Source organism: Marinobacter oulmenensis (genome assembly GCF_014201735.1).
In the GTDB taxonomy this organism is placed as follows: Bacteria; Pseudomonadota; Gammaproteobacteria; order Pseudomonadales; family Oleiphilaceae; genus Marinobacter; species Marinobacter oulmenensis.
Genome location: NZ_JACHFE010000001.1, coordinates 578094 through 598096, shown reverse-complemented (window position 1 = coordinate 598096; position 20003 = coordinate 578094). Strand labels below are relative to the sequence as shown.

Here is a 20003-nt window from a genome sequence, read left to right as displayed (position 1 = left end):
GACTATGGCTGAGACACCGGCAAGCATTCTGCTTATCGACGACCATCCCCTGCTGCGCCAGGGCATCAAGCAACTGATCGACATGGAAGAGGACATGGCCATCGCCGGTGAGGCGAGCAACGCCGAGGACGGCATCCGGCTGGCCACCGAACTGGAACCGGACTTGATCCTGATGGACCTGAACATGCCGGAGATGGATGGCATCCAGGCACTGCGGGAACTGCGGGAACAGAACGTGGCCTCACGCATCATCATGTTCACCGTGTCAGACCAGGAGGACGACGTGGTGGCTGCCCTGCGCGCCGGTGCCGACGGCTACCTGCTCAAGGACATGGAACCGGAAGACATGATCAAGCAACTGCATCAGGCGGCAACCGGCAAGATGGTGATCAGCGACCGCCTCACCACCCTTCTGGCCGAAGCCCTGCGCTCCAACCGGTCCCGCCAGGCGTCACGGCCGGACTTCGACAGCCTGACGCCCCGGGAGAAAGACATTCTGCGACTGATCGCTGAAGGCCTGTCCAACAAGATGATTGGGCGAAAGCTCAACATCAGTGATGGCACCGTGAAAGTTCACGTAAAACACCTGCTGAAAAAGCTCAATCTGCGCTCCCGGGTGGAAGTCGCGGTATGGGCGGTCGAGGAAGGTTTCCACCGGGGTTAATCCAGCTGAGCCATATCAAATCCCCGGGGAAAGCTTTCCAGTATGGTGGAAGGCTTCTGACCGTACGGAGCCTTTCATCATGCTGACATTGCCCAGACTGCCTTCCCCCGGTTCCCTGGCACAGGTTGGGGCGTGGTTTCAGCCCAACACCCTGGCCGGCCAGTCGGTTGCTGTTCTGAAGGAGTTTCTGCCCTCCCCCAGCCCGGCACTCGGACTGATTGAGCGCAGCATTCCCATGCCCCTGAAACAGCTGTTGGCTGAAACCCCGCTCAACCGACTGTTTGCCGAGGCCATGGAAGACGGTGAATTTGACGACTTCGAAGGCCGGCGCATCCGCCTGGAAGTCAACGGGGGCCACCCGGGCGTCACCTTCGGGTTCCGGGACGGCCGGCTGAGAATCGTCGAGGGCCCGGGCGAAGCCACCATCCGCGGTTCGCTGGCCGCTTTCCGCACCCTGGCCGAACGCCGCCAGGACCCGGACCAGCTGTTCTTCCAGCGTCGGCTGGTGATTGAAGGCGATACCGAGCTGGGGCTGGCCCTGAAAAACCTGCTCGACAGCCTGGAATGGGACGTCAGCCCCGGTAAACTCCTGCGCGGCTGAGCCCCGGGGTTCAGTCGTCCTCAGCCGGGCTGCCATGCCCGGCCATCGCCTGCAGTTCTGGCAGGGAGATCAGATCACTCCGCCGGAGCTGGTTTACCGCTGTCCGCCCCATCAGAGACAGGGTCAGTTCGGTTTCATAGCGAATATTGGTGAGCAGGTGTTCAATGGCCGGCTGGCCACCAGCGGCCAGGGCATACCCCCAGGGCCGCCCCATCAGGCAACCGTCCGCCCCCAGGCATAGCGCCCGCACCAGATCCTGGCCGGTCTGGACACCGCCATCAACCAGCACTTCACAGTCGCCAGCCACCGAATCCACCACGGCAGGCAAAGCTTCCAGGGAGGCCGGCGCGCCTTCCAACTGGCGGCCTCCGTGATTGGACACCACCACTGCATCCGCCCCGACCCTGACGGCGTCTTTGGCATCTTCCGGCTCCAGAACACCCTTGATCACGAGCTTTCCGGGCCAGTGCTCGCGAATCCAGTCCAGATCCTGCCAGGTCACTGAAGGATCAAACTGCGCCTCTACCCAGGCCTTGAAGTCTTCGGGCCGGCGTCCGGAGGGAACGGCGCTGGTGAGATTGCCGAACGACAGGGGTTTACCTCCCAGGGCAACCTCCTTCAGCCAGCGGGGATGTGCCAGAAGGTCGGCAAGCTTGCGCAGCCTGCCAACCGGGGAAAGACCGCCATTCATACCATTGCGGACATCCCGGTAGCGCAGCCCCAGGCGGGCCAGATCCACCGTAAAGACCAGCACCCGATAACCGGCCTTCCAGGCCCGGCCCAGCAATTCGGCCGAAAACCCACGGTCGCGCAGGACATAGAGCTGGAACCAGCGATCCGCCTCTGGCGCCGCCTCGGCCACTTCCTCCATGGAACAGATGGAAACGGTGCTCAGACAGAAGGGCACCCCGGCAGTCAGAGCCGCGCCCGCCGCCTGGCATTCGCCCCGCCGGGCCAGCATGCCCGCCAGCCCCATGGGAGCCATCACCAACGGCAGAGCAACTTCATTGCCAAGCAGAATTGAGGACGTATCCGCCTTCGAGACATCACGCATGACGCGTTGGCGGAAATGCCAACGGCTAAACGCCGCCCGGTTGGCGGCCAGGGTGGTTTCCGCGAAAGCGCCGCCATCGAGATAGTCAAACAGCAGCCGGGGCAACCGGCGACGGGCAATCCGGCGGTAGTCATCCACCGAGGCGGGGGTCAGCATGGAGCGCTCCTGTTTATTGTTATCGTGCCCTCTGCCTTCCGGAAGATACCGGCAAACAGCCTATCCAGGCTTTCCGTCGGCCCTTACGGAGAGCAGATAATGGTTATATCCAACAATATAGAGCAGATAGGCCAGTAACCAGAAAACGAATGGCAAAGCCACTCCCGCCAGCAGGTAGTATTCAGGCCAGAGCATAGGCACCAGAGTACGGAGTATCACCGTGACGACCAGCGCAGCCAGCGCAATCCAGATCACCCGTGGCAGACGAAGAGGCCTGCCTGTGTGGCGAAGCCCGGCAATGCATAGCACCGCAAGGACCGCAGTGCCGACGGCGCCGGCCGACAACGCATGACGGCCGGTATAGCCGGGGAGCAGCGCCGTCAGATCGGTTATTCCGACCAACACCAGGCCAACCATCATCCAGACATAGGATAACGTCAGTAGTAAAAGATACGGTCGCTTCATTGACCGCCCCCAGGGCCATTCGCTGATCCGGTCCGCCTGCGCAGCGGCGGCAGCCAGAGCAATCCAGCCCGTCACCGCATGCCCCGGCGCAAAAACATCCGCAATAGCGAACAAGACCAGCATGAACACAGCCAGACGCTCCCTGGCAACGGTCAGGCGGAACGGTCCGCAGAGACCGGATTCATGACGCGCTGCCATAGCCACCACCCGAACAATGCGGGAAACGGTCAGGGCAATCATCACCAGCAGGAGGTTGACCGTGCTGTTCAGCACGTCAATAGACGTCATGCCGGGCAGGCGTTCCGGCCATAACCAGCTCAGGTAGAAAATGCCCTGCATAACCACATAGACCGCCAGACCAACACCGATACTGGTATGAGCCCGCCCGCCTTCTGAACAAAAGGCAGGTACAACCGATGCCAGCAATGCCAACGAAAACAACAGGTTCACAGCAGCTACCAGCACAGGCGGGACGGCCGCGCAGAGCCAGAACAGAACCCGTCCGGCAAGCCAGATCAACACCAGCGCCAGCAGTCGCCCGCCGGTAACTGGCTCATATCCGGACCAGGATGGAACGGCTGTCAGCAGGAATCCGGCCAGTGCCGCGCCCACAAATCCGAACAGCATTTCATGTCCATGCCAGGCAATGGGTGGCAGGGGCATTGGCAGGGTGAAAAGCTGAAGCAATGCACCCACCCAAGGCAGCAGGGCCAAAGGTGCATAAATAGCTGCAAGCAGAAAGAACGGCCGGAAACCGTAGGCGAAGATGGGACTGGAAACCAACGACGACTCAGTGTTCATCTGCATTTTCTTTCTTCCCGGGCACGATTCAACTCACGGCATCCGGCAGATAGAAACCGGTATCCGGCAGCCTGCCGCCAATAAAGTCCGGTGAAAGCTCTGCCAGAGCGGTCAGGAAGGCTTCCAGCTCTGGCCGGGCTTTCGACGCCGGCATCATGACCATTTGGGTACGGGGGATGGCCCCCTGGTACACATTCTCCGCGAGGGGGGAAAGCTCAGCGCCCAGGGTCGCGGCCTTGGCGGGTTCACTGGTTACCCAGGACACAGCCCGGCCAATCGCCGACTGCATCACTTCCAGTGCCTGCGGATCAGCCTCCAGCAGATCCCGACGACAGATAACTCCGGCCTGCGGCAGCGCCGCACCTTGCCCTGTAAGCCGCCCCCACTCTTCCTGCAAATCAAGTTCTTCCGGTTTCTGGCCGAATTGCCCCGCCTGCAGCCGGGCGGCTGTGCGCACCGGCTCGGGCAGGACCGCGGCATCGAGGCGTTGCGCCACAAACATCTGCACCGTTTCAAGGGGGCTGGACTGATAAGTCACCCGCAGGTCCCGGTCAACCTCCAGCCCCGCCTTCCGGATCAGGAAACGGAACACAAGATCCGGCATATCACCGCGCCAGGGAATACCAATGTGCTTGCCCGCCAGGTTCTCGACGGCTGTCAGCGGGCCACTGGCCGGCAATCCCAGCATACCGAGCGTGCCCCAGATATTGACATTCATAAGAACAATAGGAACACCACGGTTGTATAGATTGGCAGCCACATTGGTGGGTGTTGCCGACAGGCCCACCTCCCCCCGGGCAAGCCAGGCCCGGAGCTGGTCCGGTGTCCTCCAGTTTCGTAGCTCCCGCTCAGGAATTCGGGCATTGACGTCCGGATCCTGCAGCGCGCGCGCGAGAATAACCTGAGGTAGTCCAAGTGGCGCGGCTACCGACAGCTTGCCGGTCATCGCAGCCAGGCAATGCTGCAGCGGCAATGACGCCAACACGGCAGCTCCGGCTGCCAGCTTCAGGAAGTCCCGTCGATCCGGATTCATGACATTCGCTCCGATGTGCGCTGAAACAGGAAACTCTTCCGGACCACCTCTTGGCGCAGAAGATGGCCAGCCTGTTCGTAAAGCCAGGCCGGCGAGCGTTGATGGAACGGGGTTCCAACGCAATGCTCAAACACCACTCTGCCGGGATGGCCCGACACCACTACAACCCGATGGGCCAGCCGCAAGGCTTCGGTAAGATCATGGGTAACAATCAGCGCGGACATCCCCTGATCCACAACCAGGCGTTCAACGAGATCCTGGCCCTCGGCCCGCAAACCCACATCCAGTGCACTGAAAGGCTCGTCCAGCAGCAGAATGTCAGCCTCGATAGCCAGGGCCCTCGCCAGAGCAACCCGCTGCTGCATGCCGCCAGACAACTCATGGGGAAAACAGTCATGGCTGTCTTCCAGACCCACCTTGGAGGCCAGAGCCCTGGCCCGTGCCAGACGCTCGCGGCGTCCGACTCCCCTTGACTTAAGGCCCAGCGCGATGTTTTCCAGCGTCCGGTGCCAGGGCAACAGGCGTGGGTCCTGAAAGACCACCCCGGTTGCGCCAAAGCGGTTGTTCACCGTCCCGGAAGATGCCTCAACCACACCAGCGGCAAGACGCAAGAGACTGGTCTTACCACAGCCGGATGGCCCGACCAGGCATACCGATTCACCTGGGGCCACCGTCATATCGATATCGGCAAGAATGCCGGAGGTGCCGATCGTCAACGAGACATTTTCAAAAGACAGCAACATGGCCTCCCGTTTCACACGGCCCCGGATGGTTTTGCCGACTGGCGCCAGGGTTCCATCTTTTTCTGCAGTGGGCGCAGCAAACCATGTTCAGCCATGAGAAGGAGGGCCACCACCACCAGAATCCAGGCCATGGCACCCGCGGTATCCAAGTTCACCCGAGTCAGCGCCATGCCTGCCCCGACACCATCATCGGTTGCAAACAGTTCCGCCATAACGGTGACCTTCCATGCTACGCCCAGTGCCGTAACCAGAGCGGGGAAAACGTAGGACACAACGTGTGGCAAATAGAAATCCCAGACCCTCATCCTCAAGGACACGCGGTAAACATCGGCCATCTCCCGCAGACGCGGGTCCAGAGTCCGCGTACCCATCTGAGCGCCGGCAAATGTCACCGGTACCGTGGTGACCGCCACCGTGTAGATCGCCGCCATGGAACCACTGCCGAACCAGAGCAGCGCCAGAACAATCCAGGCAATCGGCGGAATGCCCAGAAGCACCGTTGACACCGGCTCCAGAACCCGGCCAGCGGTGCCTGAAATGCCAGCCAGCATCCCGAACACGATTCCCAACAGTGCAGACAAAGCAAAGCCAGACATGGCCCGCCAGGTAGTTGCCCAGACGGCGCTCCATAACTGATCATCCACCGCCAATTCAACCAGCGCCCCGATGGCGTCCCGGGGGCCAGGTAACAGGAAGCTGCCGTAAACAAGACTGCCCCATTCCCAGAATGCCGCAAACAACAGGACTCCCGTCAAACTGCCAGCCCAACTCAGACTGCCCCGAATCAATCCGCCCATAGTTCTTCCGCCCAGATAGACCTTGGCAGTGTACCTTCAGCAAAGCTCACATCCTTTGACAATTATCAAATAAAAATTCATCTCATTCTCATTATAATTACCGACTGTCCTTGAACCTGTCGGAGCACCTTATGCCCTATCGTCCCCAAACCCTGAATCTCACAGCCCTACTCCTCTCCACCATAATGATCCCCGTGGCCAGCGCGGATGAGTCACAACTCCAGGAACTGGTGGTTACGGCAAAAGGCTATGAAGCCGACACCCTAGAAACCGCCAGCGCAGCAGAACAGATCACCACAGAGAGTGCCGCCGCATCGAAAACCACCGGTGACCTGTTTCGTGGCAGGCCGGGCCTGGCGGTCCAGGGAGATGGTGGCGCCTGGGGCGGCAACCCCGTTATCCGGGGCCTGAAAAAAGAAAGCGTGGTGATGCTGGTGGATGGTGTACGCCTGAACTCAGCTCAGCCCCAGGGCGCAATTGCCTCCCTCGCATCCATGAGCCTGCTCGACACCGTAGAAGTGGTCAAAGGCCCGGCTTCTGTGCTCCACGGCACCGGAGCCATGGGGGGCGCTATCAACCTGCGCACACCACAGGCCCGGTTTTCTGAAAAGCCGCAGGCAAAGGGTCGCTTCAGCGGCAGCACAGGCACGGTTGACAGCAGCCTGGCCGGCGGTGCCCTGCTGGAACTGTCAAGTCAGGACCACGGCCTGGTACTGGGAGCCGCCGCAAAAGACGTCGATGACTATGAGACACCGGACGGTGACGTGGAAAACAGTGGCTTCCGGTCCAACTCGTTTCTCGCAAAATACGCCTACCGGGTCACAGAGAACCAAAAACTCACGATTAACCTGCAGAACCATGAGGACCGGGATGTCTGGTATCCGGGTTCTGCCAAATCAGGTCCCGGCGGTAACGGTACTCTGACGATTCACTCGCCGAAACAGGAACGCACCCTGATGGAACTGGGGTACGAAGCTGCCCTGGCAGGCGGCACTCTGGAAACCAGTGTTTACAGGCAGGAGGTTGACCGACAGATCCGCGCCTGGTGGGACTTCCAGAACCGCAACCAGGTCTGGAATGACGTCACCTTCCGAACCGACGGCATCAAAGCCCAGTACCGTTTTCCGGTTGGTGAAAGCCATCTGATCACTCTTGGGGCCGATGCCTGGGAAATGACCGGCGACCCCCAACGATTCACCTACAATCCACCCATGTCCAACTCCGTGATCGCCAATTCGCCTTTCCGGGACGGTGAGATCGAAAGCCGGGGCCTGTTCGTCCAGGACGACATTCACGCCGGCAAATGGAACTTCCAGATTGGTGCCCGCTATGACAAGGTAACCGGCGACGCCAGCGTCGTTGGCAACGGTCCGGCGGCCCAGACGCAAGGTCTTGAGAACACCGCAGAAACCCTGTCCTGGTCAACCGGGGCCATCTATAACGCAAGCCCGATGCTCAACCCCTACATCAGCCTTGGCACCGCCTACCGCGCACCCGACATGAGGGAGCGCTTCGAGGATGCCAGCCGGGGCGACGGCTATTTCCATCGTGGCAATTCACAACTGGATCCGGAGAAATCAACCACTGCCGAGATCGGCCTCAAAGGTCGCGGTCAAGATGCCCAATACCAGGTTGCTGCATTCTATACCCGGATAGACGATTACATTGCCGGTCGGGTTACCGGTCAGAATCACCCCCAAAACGGACTTCCGATCAAACAGACGGAAAATCTGGATGAGGTGATCATCTATGGCATTGAAGCAGGCTTCCTTATGCCCCTGGAATCTCCACAGATTGATATGGATGGCAGCCTGACCTGGCTTCGTGGCGAAAACAAGCAAGACAATGAGCCGCTTTACCAGATGCCCGCCCCGGAACTGACACTGGGTCTGGGGGAACAAAACCGGGCCGGTTTCAACTGGCATGGTCAGGTACGGGCCGTTGCTGAACAGGATCGCACCGCTGATCGCTTCTCCAACGGAACCGAGAACACCACACCCGGCTACGCCACCCTGGACATGGAACTGGGCTGGAACTTCGGCGCCATCGGACGTCTGAGCAGCCTGGAAGTCTCCGTGGAAGGCAATAACCTGCTGGACAAACGCTACCGGGAACACCTGACCGATGGCGATATCCTGTCACCGGGGCGGGGCCTGGTAGCCAAGCTCTCCGGGACATTCTGAGGCGTATCGTCAACGCGCAGTTCCCGGAAGAATAACTTCCGGGAACTGCGGATGCTCGACGTCAGATTTCAGTTCGACTGCTCACGCAGTTCCCTTGCAGCAGCCACCATATTGTCCAGGGCCGGGATCACCTCGGGCCATTGGCGGGTTTTCAGGCCACAGTCCGGGTTCACCCACAGGCGCTGTGCCGGAATACGCTCAGCCGCCATTTTCATCAGCTTGACGATCTGCTCCACGCTCGGAATGTTCGGCGAATGAATATCATAGACGCCCGGGCCGATCTCGTTGGGGTACTCGAACTCCTCAAACACATCCAGCAGCTCCATATCGGACCGCGACGTTTCAATGGTGATCACATCCGCATCCATATGGGCGATGGATTCGATGATGTCGTTGAACTCCGAGTAACACATGTGGGTATGAATCTGGGTTTCGTCCCGGACACCATTCGCCGTAATCCGGAAAGACTCCACCGCCCAATCCAGATAGCTCTGCCATTCCAACCGGCGCAGCGGCAGGCCTTCCCGTAGCGCGGCTTCATCAATCTGGATGATGTTCACACCCGCCGCTTCCAGATCCTGGACCTCCTGGCGAATGGCCAGGGCCAACTGCAGGCAGGACTCGCTGCGCGGCTGGTCATCACGCACGAATGACCAGTTCAAAATCGTGACCGGGCCGGTCAGCATGCCTTTCAGGGGCTTGTTGGTCAGGGACTGGGCGTACTTGATCCAGTCAACGGTCATTGCTTTCGGCCGACTGATGTCACCGAACAGAATCGGCGGTTTAACGCAGCGGGAGCCATAGGACTGGACCCAGCCAAACTGGCTGAACACATACCCCTCAAGCTGTTCACCAAAATACTCCACCATGTCGTTGCGCTCGGCTTCACCGTGGACCAACACGTCCAGGCCCAGCTTCTCCTGCTCACGCACGGCATGTTCGATTTCCGCTTTCATTTTTGCGGTGTAGTCGCCGGCGGATATTTCCTGCTTCTTGAACGCCAGGCGCGTTTTGCGAATATCCTGGGTTTGCGGGAAAGAGCCGATGGTGGTGGTCGGATACAGCGGCAGGTTGAGATGAGTGTGCTGTTTGCCAGCACGCTCGCCATAGGGGCTCTTGCGCTGCCCCAGATCCGGACTAATGCTCCGGACGGCCTCCTTCACCTTCGGATTGTGAACCCTCTCGGACCTGGCGCGGCTATCAATAGCCGCCTGATTGGCCGCCAATTCATCGGCTACCGTTTCATAGCCATCATTGATCGCGCGGGCCAGGACACTCAGCTCCGCCAGCTTCTGCCTGGCAAAGGCCAGCCAGCTTCGGATGTCGCTGTCCAGCTTCGCTTCGCTGCCCAGGTCAACCGGCACATGCAGCAGCGAGCAGGATGGAGCCAGCCACAGGCGGTCGCCCAGTTTTTCGGCGACCGGGTTCAACCACTCCAGCACCCCGTTCAGGTGGGTTTTCCAGATATTCCGCCCATTGATCACACCCACCGACAGCACCTTGTGCGGCGGCAGCCAGTCCACCACCTTGGTCACTTCCTCGCGAGCGCGCACCGCATCCACGTGCAGACCGGCCACCGGCAGATTGCAGGCCAGTTGCAGGTTTTCCTGGAGGGTTCCGAAGTAAGTGGCCAACAGCAGCTTCGGCCGATTGGCCTTCAGGGTGTGATAGGCGGTCTCAAACGCGTGCTTCCAGTCCGAATCCAGTTCCGTGACCAGCGCCGGCTCATCAATCTGGACCCATTCGGCGCCCGCATCCGCCAGTTTCTCCAGCAACTGGCTGTACACTGGCAACAGTGCCGGCAGCAGGTCCAGACGGTTTGATCCATCCTTTTCCTTGCTCAGCCACAGATAGGTCACCGGACCAATGATCACCGGCTTGGCATTGACGCCGTTTTCCCGCGCTTCCGCCAATTGTCCGAGAAGGCGATCCGCGTTCAACGAGAAGGTGGTTTCCGACGTCACTTCTGGAACAATGTAGTGATAGTTGGTATCAAACCACTTGGTCATTTCACCGGCGTGGACACAGTTGCAGCCGCTGTCATTGGCGGACCGACCACGGGCCACGCGAAAATAGTTGTCCAGCTCACTGCCTTCCAGGCCATCGACCCGGGCCGGCAGGTTGCCCAGGGTAAAACTCATGTCCAGGACCTGGTCATAAAGGGAAAAATCGCCCACCGGCACCAGATCCAGGGATGACTGGGTTTTCCAGTTTTCAGCCCGGAGTTGCTTGGCCAGATCCAGCAACTCTGCTTCAGAACTCTGTCCCTTCCAGAACGCCTCCTGGGCGAATTTCAGTTCGCGCTTTGCACCAATACGCGGAAAACCAAGGTTATGAATTAACGCCATGTTTATTGCCTTTTCCATGAATTCTTGAAAGTAGGCGCAGCATAAGGGTGTTTCAAAATGAACAAAAATGGTTTATTTTCAGCATTCCATTAATTTTACTCATACAAAAATGCTTGAACGTCACCACCTCAAAGTTATTCAGGCCGTGCATCAACAAGGCTCCGTGACGGCGGCAGCCAATCATCTGCACCTCACCCAGTCCGCCCTGAGCCATACCATGCGCAAGCTGGAACAAGGCATCGGCACGCCCCTCTGGCTGCGGGAAGGCCGACAACTGAGGCTCACCCAGGCCGGAGAGTTCCTGCTCAACACAGCCAACCGCCTGTTGCCACAGATGGAACATGCAGAAAACCGATTGCGACAGTTTGCCGAGGGCGAGCGGGGCTCGCTTCGCATCGGCATGGAGTGCCACCCCTGTTACCAGTGGCTACTGAAGATCGTATCGCCCTTCCTGGCGCAATGGCCGAGCGTGGATGTGGATGTAAAACAGAAATTCCAGTTCGGAGGCCTTGGCGCCCTGCTGGATTTTGAAATTGACCTGCTGGTCACGCCAGACCCTTTCTATCGCCCCGGCCTGACCTTTGAACCCGTGTTCGACTATGAGCAGGTTCTAGTGGTGCCCTCAGAGCACGCTCTGGCGAACCGGGACTACGCCCAACCGGAAGACCTGCGGGGCGAAACCCTGCTCAGCTACCCGGTGGCGCTTGACCGCCTGGACGTCTATACCCATTTCCTGAACCCCGCAGCCGTTGCCCCCAGGCGCCACAAAACCATCGAAACCACCGACATCATGCTGCAAATGGTGGCCAGTGGGCGCGGTGTGGCGGCGCTGCCCCGCTGGCTGGTCAGGGAGTACTGTGAAAAGCTGCCCCTGGCAGCCGTCCGCATGGGCGCCGGAGGCGTTGATAAACAGATCTTCGTGGGTACCAGAGACAGCGACAAAGGCACGGAATACCTGCGGGCCTTTATCGAGCTGGCCCGCAACTACGAGCACCCGGAGGTAACATAAGGTCTGAACCTGACCAATCCTTAGGCAAGCCCCAGCCATTTCCGGATGGCCGGGACAAAGCGCTGCCTCACTCCCGCACCTCCAGGGATTCGAAACAGGGGGACAGCGCCTGCCTGACCAGGTCCGTATCGCGGCGTCTGTTTGTCGCTGTAAGCAGTGCCGGGTTCAGCATGGTTCCCCCTTCCCTGGCCAGTTGCAGGGCAAACCTTCGGACACCTTTGCGGGAAAGGGCTTCGCCAATGGCGATGACGTCTTCAGTGGCATGGAGGGCACCATGCCAGGTCAGCCGGCACTCAAAATCCACGGCAGCGGCCTGTAACGTGTCAATGGCCGCCCAACTGTCGGGCCCCGACTGTCGGCGAGTGGTGACTGCCTCGTAGCCGGATGGCAGCGCCTTGATATCCAGCCCCACCCAGTCCAGCCAGGGCAACAGCGGGCGCAGTCGTCTCAGGTTGGGAGCGCCGGTGTGCAGGCCGTTGTGAAACCCCATGGCCCGGGTTTCCTGCAAGGCCGGCAACAGGGCTTTCTGGATGGTGGGTTCACCACCGCTGAAGATAACGGCATCCAGAAGACCCCGCCGGTTGTCCAGATGCTGGCGAACCTGTTGCCAGGTGACGGGGTCGCGGCCCGGGTAAGCCGGGATCAGATGGGGATTGTGGCAGTAATGGCAACGCCAGGGGCAACCCTGCAAAAACAGGGTTGCCGCCAGGTGTTGCGGATAATCGACGGTGGAGAAAGCAGCCATGCCTCCGATCACCAGGTTATCCGCCTTCATTTCAACGCTCCCGGAAATGGGTCCGCTCACGGTGCTCGGACTGCTTGCCCTTGTTAAAGGCCGAGACGGGGCGGTGGTAGCCCATCACTCGCGTCCACACTTCACAACGCTGGCGCTGGCTGTCATGGGGAAGTTTCTGGTGTTCCATGCTATTCTCCTTTTGCTTACGGGAAATACCGGTAACGGCTGCGGCAACAGCCGTCGCCGGCTCTGTTCGGGACCGGGCACCATGCCCGGTCCCGTCATTCAGGCTGCGGTGGTCGGCTTCTCTGCCAGTGTCTGCCCGGCCAGCAACTGTTCATCGCATTTCGGGCAGAACTCGTGCTCGCCGTTCAGGTAACCGTGAACCGGGCAGATGGAAAAAGTCGGGGTAACGGTAATGTAGGGCAGCCGGTAGTTCTCCAGCACCGTTTTCACGAACCGGCCACAGGTGGCGGCATCGCTGATGCGCTCGCGCATGTACAGGTGCAGCACCGTGCCGCCGGTATATCGGGCCTGCAGGTCGTCCTGTAGGTCCAGGGCTTCGAAGGGATCGTCGGTAAAGCCCACAGGGAGCTGGCTGGAGTTGGTATAGTAAGGCGCCTCGTCGGTTCCCGCCTGGAGTATGCCGCTGAACCGTTTCCGGTCTTCCTTCGCAAAGCGGTAGGTGGTTCCTTCCGCCGGGGTTGCCTCCAGGTTGTACAGGTGCCCGGTCTCCTCCTGGTACTGTTTCATGCGTTCGCGCACGTGATCCAGCAGTTCCAGTGCAAAGCCCCGGCCCCATTCGGTGCTGATGTCTTCCCGGTCGTCGGTGAAGTTGCGGACCATCTCGTTCAGCCCGTTCACGCCAATGGTGGAGAAGTGGTTTCTCAGGGTGCCCAGATAGCGTTTGGTGTAGGGAAACAGGCCTTCAAGCATCTGTTGCCCGATCACCTGGCGCTTGGTTTCCAGGCTGTCCCGGGCCAGGTCCATCAGACCACCCAGCCTGGCGATCAGTGCCGCCTTGTCGCCTTTGTGCAGGTAGCCCAGCCGGGCGCAGTTGACGGTCACCACGCCCAGTGAGCCGGTCTGTTCCGCCGACCCAAACAGGCCGTTGCCACGCTTGAGCAGTTCCCTCAGATCCAGCTGCAGCCGGCAGCACATGGAGCGCACCATGTTGGGTTCCAGATCCGAGTTGAGGAAGTTCTGGAAATAGGGCAAACCGTAACGGGCCGTCATCTCGAACAGTCGTAGGGCGTTGTCGGATTGCCAGTCAAAGTCGCGGGTGATGTTGTAGGTGGGAATGGGAAAGGTGAATACCCGGCCCATACTGTCACCGGCAGTCATGACATCAATGTAGGCGCGGTTGATCATGTCCATTTCCGCCTGCAGATCACCGTAGCTGAACGGCATTTCCTCACCACCGATCACCGGAATCTGTTCGCGCAGGTCCTTCGGGCACACCCAGTCAAAGGTGATATTGGTGAACGGCGTCTGTGTGCCCCAGCGGGACGGAACGTTCAGGTTATAGACAAACTCCTGGATGCACTGTCGCACGGCGTCGTAGTCCAGCGTGTCCTTGCGTACAAAGGGAGCCAGGTAGGTGTCGAAAGAGCTGAAGGCCTGGGCCCCGGCCCACTCGTTCTGCAGGGTGCCCAGAAAGTTAACCATCTGGCCAATGGCGCTGGAGAGGTGCTTCGGCGGCGCCGCCTCTACCTTGCCCGGAACGCCGTTCAGCCCCTCATGGAGCAATGTTCGCAACGACCAGCCCGCACAGTAGCCACTGAGCATATCCAGATCATGAATGTGGATATCGGCATCGCGGTGGGCCTGGCCGATCGCCGGGGTGTACACCTCGTTCAGCCAGTAGTTGGCGATCACTTTACCGGCGGTGTTCAGTATCAGGCCACCCAGGGAGTACCCCTGATTGGCGTTGGCGTTGACTCGCCAGTCACTGCGGTGCAGGTATTCGCGAACTGTTGCGGAAATATCCAGCAACGCGGGGTCGATTACCTGAAATGGGCTGTTGGCGTGCATCGGGTTCCTCCTGGAATCGCGTCAGGTCGTCGTCACCCTCGCCGAATCAGGAGACCAGGCAGGAACGCACTGCCTGCCGGTTGGTCAACTGTTCACCCTGAGTCGCGAAGGTTCAGTACATGTTGCCTGGCAGGTCTTCGGACTCAGGGGCATGAACCTTCCGGTTCGGCCTTGCGGGGCGACTTCCCGGCGTGCGCCAGTGTCTCCATGCCCCGCTTGTTCCCCAATACCGCTGCGCGTCAGTTCCGGAGTCTCACCGGATTCCCACAAAAAGCACAATATATTGTGCCCCTCCAGACCCTAACAACTATATATGCACACTAGGACACATGCAAAAATATTTATTTTATTTGAATGTTTCTTGATATTAATCAGGCCAGACGGAGAGTCCACCTGATGTCTGCCCCCCCCCTCCAAGATACCAACCGGCAATGTCTAGACCCGGCCGTCCTCTTTCAGACCCATTTTCTTCAGGATCACCATGGCCGGGCACCATTTGGTGAACGCGGACTGAATCAGGTTCAGGGCGATAAAGCCGGTAAAGAAAAGCCAAAGAGGGCTGACGTAATGCGCCAGCAGGATGGATATCAGGGTAAACACACCCGCCATCAAACGAAGACCTTCGTTGACTGTCATGGAAACCTCCAGAGAATATAGATATGCCATCAAGGTATATAGCATACCTCCCATCAAGTAGCCATGGTTTTACAGTCCGTCTGAAGCTACCAACCGGCGCAGACGGCTCATCACATCCAGATTGTTACGCTCCATCCGCTCCAGGGCTTTAAGCGCATCCTCGGGCTGCCCCGCATGATGGGCCGCAACAGCCTGCCGGGCGTATTCATGAACCTGCCTGTGAGGCTCCTCAATGGCACTGAAATCCAGTTGGCCAGCAAACTGCTGCTTGCCCACCCCCTGGTAATACCACTGCCCGAGCCTGCATTCGGTTTCCGCGGGCAGGCTTTCTGCCTTCGCATCCGACAATCCCGACAGCACCTGATAAACCTGCAGCTTAATCTCCAGCTCCTCCAGATTGGCCAGTTCCACCTCGGAAAGAAGAGCCGCATGATCCAGGGCCGTGGAGGAATTGCCGGCCAGATCAATCAGCACCATCAAACGCTCCCGTGCGGTATTGGCCTCCACTGCCAGTTGCTCCATCTCATCACTGTTGTTGCGGCTCAATCCGGACACGGTCGATGTTTGCTGGCGAATACGACCAATGGCCTCGCCAATCTCCAGGGTGGCCTCACCCGCGCGTGAAGCCAGGTTACGTACTTCCGAGGCGACCACACTGAATCCCCGACCATGTTCGCCGGCGCGGGCCGCTTCAATACTGGCATTGAGCGCCAACAGCGAGGTCTGATCGGAAATCCCGTCAATCACCCCCACCAGGGAGTCAATGCTCTTGGTATCCTGTTCCAGGGATGCCATTTCCCGGACAGAGTGCGTCGCACTCTCCCTGGAGCTCTCCAACCGCTGTATCAGCACCGCCACACTGTCCCTGACACGCCCGGACTCATCCCGGGTAGTCAGCGCATCGGCCCGCCGCGACCCCAACAGCCCGGACAACTCGCCAAACGACGCCTTCAGTTCGGTCAGCGAATGACCGAACTGCCCCAACCCCGACATCAACCGCTGATTGATCGCCAGCTCATGCCGGGTTCGGGCATGGGCGTCGGTTTCCTGGGCCAGCTTTTCATTCAGTTCGTTCCTGTGCCCCGTGGCCACCGCCAGCTCACCCTGAACCCTGGCCAGCTCCTGCTCCAGCACCCGAACCTGCCTGCCGTTTTGCCAAAATTTCATGCTCCTGCCTCAAGCCTCTTAAAGATTCATTATTAATGAATCTTAACAAAAAAACTCTAGGGGTTTGTAACAAACTGAAGGCACGCCTCGGTTTTGATGACAATTGTCATAACTTAATGAGAATTAATTTCATTACCATGATCCCTAATGATTGTTAACAGCCCGCGAGGGCTCGATACCACAAGAGCAGTTGCTAGGGAGAATAAACAGGCATGGCTTTTACAGTGTTCCCGTCAGAGGCGGGCAAAAGACCCCATTGGGCCCGCCGGGGGTCCATCACCGCCGTCATGGCCATGGTTATCGCCGGTACCGGCGGGGCACAGGCAGCGGATGATGACACCGAGCAGGCCCTGGAGCTTTCCCCCATCCTGGTCACCAGTGACCGTGACAGCGATGAGGTCAAACAGGAAAAGGTCTACACCGAAAACGTCACCAACCTCTACAAAGACCGCGAACAACTCAAGCGCCTGCAAACCGCCAACCCCGGCGATGTGTTCAAGGGCATGAACGGGGTGTACAGCATGGACACCCGCAGCAGCCAGTCAATCACCCCGAACATCCGGGGCATCACCGGCGAGGGCCGAACACCGTTGACTGTCGACGGCACCGAGCAGTCCACCAACGTCTGGCTGCATTTCTTCGGCGCGGGCAACCGCAATTACATTGACACCGCCCTGCTGCGAAGCATCGAAGTGGAAAAAGGCCCGTCACTGAGCCGGGACGTCCGAAGCGGCGTGGGCGGCGCGGTGAACATGCGCACCATTGAGGCCAGCGATATCATTCCCGAAGGTGACAGTGTTGGCGTTGAGCTCAACCTGGAAACCTCGGGCAACACCAGCGAGCCCCAGTTCGACGCCAGCGCCGTCTACGGCCAGGATTACCGAGACATACCGGGCGCGGAGCGGGCCAACATCACCAACATCAATGTGCCCTCACCCAACCCCCGCACCCGGGACGACGGGCAAACTCTGAACCTGGAAGACCACGCGGAAACACTCGCGATTGCCGCCCGTAACGACTTTGTGGACATACTGCTGGCACGCAGTGAGCGCACTACCGGCAACTACTACGCCGGTGAGGAGAATGCCGACAAGTACGCCGGCCATGACCCCTACGCCGAAAACACCACCGACAGATACATCCCGAACCTGACCAAGCTGTACTACCCGGGCAATGAGGTGTTCAACACCGCCAGCGACACCAGCACTACCCTGGTGAAAAATAACTGGTACCTGCCCCAAAACCAGAAGATTGGCCTGCAGTTCATGCGCACCGACTCCACCTTCGGGGAGACCACACCCGGCCAGTCAATACTGCTGTGGGGCTACCGGGAGGGCGCGGAACAGGCAGAGCCAGACCGCGACTGGGAAAACGAACGCCAGTTCGTGCTCGAATACCCCCACTCGGATTTACGGCTCGACCGGTACCGCCTCAGTTACGACCTCAAGCCCACCGGATCGGACTGGCTCAACCTGGAAACCAGCCTGTGGCGCACCGAACTGGAAGGCACCCGCTACCAGACCGGCGCCAGCCCCTACACCATTGACATCGACCAGGCCACCTACGACGAACTGGAATTCTGGGAAACCGTCTGGGAGGAGGTGTGTCCCGGCTGCATGCCCGAGCCGGAGCACGACGGCACCATCGTCTCCAAGGGCCGGCAATGGACCCGCCACGACCGCACCGGCTTTGATTTCAGCAACCAGATGCACCTGACCGACGCCCTGCAATTCACCTTCGGTGGCGGCTACCAGGAGGAAACCCTGGACGAGAAGATAACCGGCGCCAATTCCCTGTCTACCACCACCGGAGGCGTTGGCGTTGAAGGCGGCACCCTCTATGCCTCCACCGACCGCCTTGGCCCACGCTCGGGCGAGCGCGAAGAATACTCGGCCATGATCAACCTGGCCTGGCAGCCCACCAACTGGCTGAACATCACCGCCGGCACCCGCTACCTGCACTATACCGGCAAGGACACCGGCACCGCCGAGCGCCGGCGCCGGCAGGAGGCGTTTTATGCGGCCGAGCGGCGCCTGGCCGGGCTGGAACTGGAATATCAGGAGCTGATGTCGCCTGAAGAGAAGGCGGAACTGGAGCGCTTGAGCACGGCGTACGAAAACGCACGAACCTCAGTGGACCTTAATGACCCTGCAAACTTTGAAACTTACGAATTCATCTACCATGCCACTGATGGCGATCGTTACCTCGAGGCCGATTTCCTAACAGGAAACGCCGGATTCCGGGATGCCGCGACGGAGCTGGTGAGTTTTCTGTCTTCACAGGATGCGACCAGCTTTTCGAACTTTGGTAAAGAAACGCTCCTTAACGCGGACGGCTCAGCCAATACCGATGAGTTTGATAACGCTCTATTTGGCCTCCTCAGGGGAACCCCTAATGATATAAGAAACGGAAACTACTGGAAGAAACGCGTCCTTCTGCCCGCCGAGGACGGCAAGTACGATTCGTCCCAGAACCCCTTCGCCACCGGCGAGGTGGACGCCACCGAAGTGGTGGAGGACCCCTACAACCCGGGCACCACCGTACGCCGGGTCATCCCCGAGGGGGGTTATGGCAGGCGTGTCTACAACAATATTGATGCCGGCCAGGCCTGGGAAATGCCCGAAGAGCAGTCCGGCGAGGCTTTCAGCCCGGTGTTGAGCGCCACCGCCCGGGTGACCTCCCATGGCACTGTATTCGTGCGTTACGCCCAGACCACCCGCTTCCCCAGCGTTAACGAGCTGACCTCCAGCGCCATCATCGACGGTGGCGGTACCGTCGGCAACCTGGCGGTAAACGGCGCCAGCAAACCCGAGCGCAGTACCAACTGGGAGCTGGGCTACAGCCACGACCTGACCCAGTTCTTCCCCGACCTGCGGTTTGCCGACGTTCGCCTGAGCTACTACGACACCGAGATCGAGAACTTCATCGACCGGGACTTCTATTACAACGTCATTCAGTTCGACGAGAAGAAAACCACCGGTATCGAACTGCAGTCCCGCTTCGATACCGGCGGGTTTTACGGCAGCCTGGGTGCCTCCTACCGGTTGAAGCAGAAACTCTGCGACCAGGATTACGCCTCCGGCATGGACCCCTACTACAACCGCATCCCCAGCTGTATCACCGGCGGTTTCCCCGGCACCTACAGTGGCAGCAGCCTGCTGCCCAAGTACTCCATCGACATGACCCTTGGCACCCGCCTGCTGAACAACCGGCTGGACCTGGGTTGGCGCGGCACCTATCACTCCGCGGTGGAAAACGACCAGTTGGATAACCTGCTGGCTTCCGAGACAGGTTCTTCGGTTAACGACTTCCTTGCCCGTGATGCCTGGTTCCGCCAGGGGGTGGACACCTTCTACACCCAGTCAGTGCTGCTGCACGACCTCTACGCCCACTACCGCGTTCACCCGTCTATCACCGTCAACCTGGGCGTGACCAACGTGACCAACGAATACTACCTGGACCCCATGGCCAAGACCCTGATGCCCGGGCCCGGGCGCACCGTCACAGCCGGGCTGAAGGTCAGTTTCTAGCTTTTTTGCTGGTTTTTCTCGAAAAAACCAGTGTTTCATCACTATC

At 59.6% G+C, this 20003-nt stretch carries 15 protein-coding genes, 1 pseudogene and 1 riboswitch; of the genes and pseudogenes, 5 read left to right on the top strand and 11 right to left on the bottom strand.

Going from position 1 to position 20003, the window contains the following annotated elements; all coding sequences use genetic code 11:
* The first annotated feature begins 4 nt into the window (after window positions 1-4).
* Both narL and ubiT read left to right on the top strand, forming a co-directional pair.
* The gene (gene narL / locus HNR38_RS02760) at window positions 5-664 is read left to right on the top strand and encodes a two-component system response regulator NarL (protein WP_183699516.1); all 660 of its coding nucleotides are present in this window, start codon (window positions 5-7) and stop codon (window positions 662-664) included.
* A gap of 79 nt (window positions 665-743) precedes the next feature.
* On the top strand, window positions 744-1265 hold the full coding sequence (gene ubiT / locus HNR38_RS02755) for a ubiquinone anaerobic biosynthesis accessory factor UbiT (protein ID WP_183699514.1): 522 nt from the start codon (window positions 744-746) through the stop codon (window positions 1263-1265).
* A 10-nt stretch (window positions 1266-1275) separates the two neighbouring features.
* Here ubiT and HNR38_RS02750 read toward each other — a convergent pair whose 3' ends face one another.
* From HNR38_RS02750 to HNR38_RS02730, 5 genes are read right to left on the bottom strand one after another with little or no spacing between them, the layout of a single operon-like run.
* Window positions 1276-2475, bottom strand: a complete 1200-nt coding sequence (locus tag HNR38_RS02750) for an L-lactate dehydrogenase (RefSeq protein ID WP_183699512.1) — start codon at window positions 2473-2475, stop codon at window positions 1276-1278.
* A 60-nt stretch (window positions 2476-2535) separates the two neighbouring features.
* Entirely contained in the window at window positions 2536-3747 is a 1212-nt protein-coding gene (locus HNR38_RS02745; protein WP_183699510.1) for an NnrS family protein, read from the bottom strand.
* A 22-nt stretch (window positions 3748-3769) separates the two neighbouring features.
* Window positions 3770-4774, bottom strand: coding sequence for an ABC transporter substrate-binding protein (locus HNR38_RS02740; RefSeq protein WP_183699508.1), 1005 nt, complete (start codon window positions 4772-4774; stop codon window positions 3770-3772).
* Complete coding sequence (locus tag HNR38_RS02735; protein WP_183699506.1) at window positions 4771-5517, bottom strand: ABC transporter ATP-binding protein; 747 nt, start codon at window positions 5515-5517, stop codon at window positions 4771-4773. Before HNR38_RS02735 ends, HNR38_RS02740 begins: the two co-directional genes overlap by 4 nt.
* Window positions 5518-5528: 11 nt before the next feature.
* Complete coding sequence (locus HNR38_RS02730; RefSeq protein ID WP_221275625.1) at window positions 5529-6257, bottom strand: ABC transporter permease; 729 nt, start codon at window positions 6255-6257, stop codon at window positions 5529-5531.
* Between the two features lie 188 nt (window positions 6258-6445).
* Between HNR38_RS02730 and HNR38_RS02725 the strand changes: the two genes are divergently transcribed.
* A complete protein-coding gene (locus HNR38_RS02725) occupies window positions 6446-8497 on the top strand; it encodes a TonB-dependent receptor plug domain-containing protein (protein ID WP_183699502.1) in 2052 nt (683 codons plus the stop codon).
* 68 nt (window positions 8498-8565) lie between these two features.
* Here HNR38_RS02725 and metE read toward each other — a convergent pair whose 3' ends face one another.
* Window positions 8566-10845, bottom strand: a complete 2280-nt coding sequence (gene metE, locus HNR38_RS02720) for a 5-methyltetrahydropteroyltriglutamate--homocysteine S-methyltransferase (protein ID WP_183699500.1) — start codon at window positions 10843-10845, stop codon at window positions 8566-8568.
* A 109-nt stretch (window positions 10846-10954) separates the two neighbouring features.
* Between metE and HNR38_RS02715 the strand changes: the two genes are divergently transcribed.
* Window positions 10955-11854, top strand: coding sequence for a LysR substrate-binding domain-containing protein (locus HNR38_RS02715; protein ID WP_183699498.1), 900 nt, complete (start codon window positions 10955-10957; stop codon window positions 11852-11854).
* 67 nt (window positions 11855-11921) lie between these two features.
* Here HNR38_RS02715 and HNR38_RS02710 read toward each other — a convergent pair whose 3' ends face one another.
* From HNR38_RS02710 to HNR38_RS17465, 5 genes and pseudogenes are all read right to left on the bottom strand, one after another.
* Window positions 11922-12629, bottom strand: a complete 708-nt coding sequence (locus tag HNR38_RS02710; RefSeq protein ID WP_221275624.1) for an anaerobic ribonucleoside-triphosphate reductase activating protein — start codon at window positions 12627-12629, stop codon at window positions 11922-11924.
* Window position 12630: 1 nt separating this feature from the next.
* Complete coding sequence (gene nrdD, locus HNR38_RS02705; RefSeq protein ID WP_183699496.1) at window positions 12631-12777, bottom strand: anaerobic ribonucleoside-triphosphate reductase; 147 nt, start codon at window positions 12775-12777, stop codon at window positions 12631-12633.
* A gap of 98 nt (window positions 12778-12875) precedes the next feature.
* Window positions 12876-14579: pseudogene (locus HNR38_RS02700) on the bottom strand (ribonucleoside triphosphate reductase); the annotation flags it as partial.
* A gap of 156 nt (window positions 14580-14735) precedes the next feature.
* A riboswitch (cobalamin riboswitch) is annotated at window positions 14736-14937 on the bottom strand.
* 122 nt (window positions 14938-15059) lie between these two features.
* Entirely contained in the window at window positions 15060-15260 is a 201-nt protein-coding gene (locus HNR38_RS02695) for a YgaP family membrane protein (protein WP_183699494.1), read from the bottom strand.
* Window positions 15261-15329: 69 nt separating this feature from the next.
* Window positions 15330-16427 (bottom strand): methyl-accepting chemotaxis protein, encoded by a 1098-nt coding sequence (locus tag HNR38_RS17465; protein ID WP_183699492.1) that lies wholly within the window; start codon window positions 16425-16427, stop codon window positions 15330-15332.
* Between the two features lie 212 nt (window positions 16428-16639).
* Here HNR38_RS17465 and HNR38_RS02685 point away from each other — a divergent pair, with 212 nt between their 5' ends.
* Window positions 16640-19957, top strand: coding sequence for a TonB-dependent receptor domain-containing protein (locus HNR38_RS02685; RefSeq protein WP_221275622.1), 3318 nt, complete (start codon window positions 16640-16642; stop codon window positions 19955-19957).
* The last annotated feature ends 46 nt before the right edge of the window (window positions 19958-20003 follow it).

Excerpts from the sequence above, each read along its gene's own strand:
- narL (WP_183699516.1), top strand. The coding sequence starts at position 5 with ATGGCTGAGACACCGGCAAGCATTCTGCTTATCGACGACCATCCCCTG.
- ubiT (WP_183699514.1), top strand. The coding sequence starts at position 744 with ATGCTGACATTGCCCAGACTGCCTTCCCCCGGTTCCCTGGCACAGGTT.
- HNR38_RS02750 (WP_183699512.1), bottom strand. The coding sequence starts at position 2,475 with ATGCTGACCCCCGCCTCGGTGGATGACTACCGCCGGATTGCCCGTCGC.
- HNR38_RS02745 (WP_183699510.1), bottom strand. The coding sequence starts at position 3,747 with ATGCAGATGAACACTGAGTCGTCGTTGGTTTCCAGTCCCATCTTCGCC.
- HNR38_RS02740 (WP_183699508.1), bottom strand. The coding sequence starts at position 4,774 with ATGAATCCGGATCGACGGGACTTCCTGAAGCTGGCAGCCGGAGCTGCC.
- HNR38_RS02735 (WP_183699506.1), bottom strand. The coding sequence starts at position 5,517 with ATGTTGCTGTCTTTTGAAAATGTCTCGTTGACGATCGGCACCTCCGGC.
- HNR38_RS02725 (WP_183699502.1), top strand. The coding sequence starts at position 6,446 with ATGCCCTATCGTCCCCAAACCCTGAATCTCACAGCCCTACTCCTCTCC.
- metE (WP_183699500.1), bottom strand. The coding sequence starts at position 10,845 with ATGGCGTTAATTCATAACCTTGGTTTTCCGCGTATTGGTGCAAAGCGC.
- HNR38_RS02715 (WP_183699498.1), top strand. The coding sequence starts at position 10,955 with ATGCTTGAACGTCACCACCTCAAAGTTATTCAGGCCGTGCATCAACAA.
- HNR38_RS02710 (WP_221275624.1), bottom strand. The coding sequence starts at position 12,629 with ATGAAGGCGGATAACCTGGTGATCGGAGGCATGGCTGCTTTCTCCACC.
- nrdD (WP_183699496.1), bottom strand. The coding sequence starts at position 12,777 with ATGGAACACCAGAAACTTCCCCATGACAGCCAGCGCCAGCGTTGTGAA.
- HNR38_RS02695 (WP_183699494.1), bottom strand. The coding sequence starts at position 15,260 with ATGACAGTCAACGAAGGTCTTCGTTTGATGGCGGGTGTGTTTACCCTG.
- HNR38_RS17465 (WP_183699492.1), bottom strand. The coding sequence starts at position 16,427 with ATGAAATTTTGGCAAAACGGCAGGCAGGTTCGGGTGCTGGAGCAGGAG.
- HNR38_RS02685 (WP_221275622.1), top strand. The coding sequence starts at position 16,640 with ATGGCTTTTACAGTGTTCCCGTCAGAGGCGGGCAAAAGACCCCATTGG.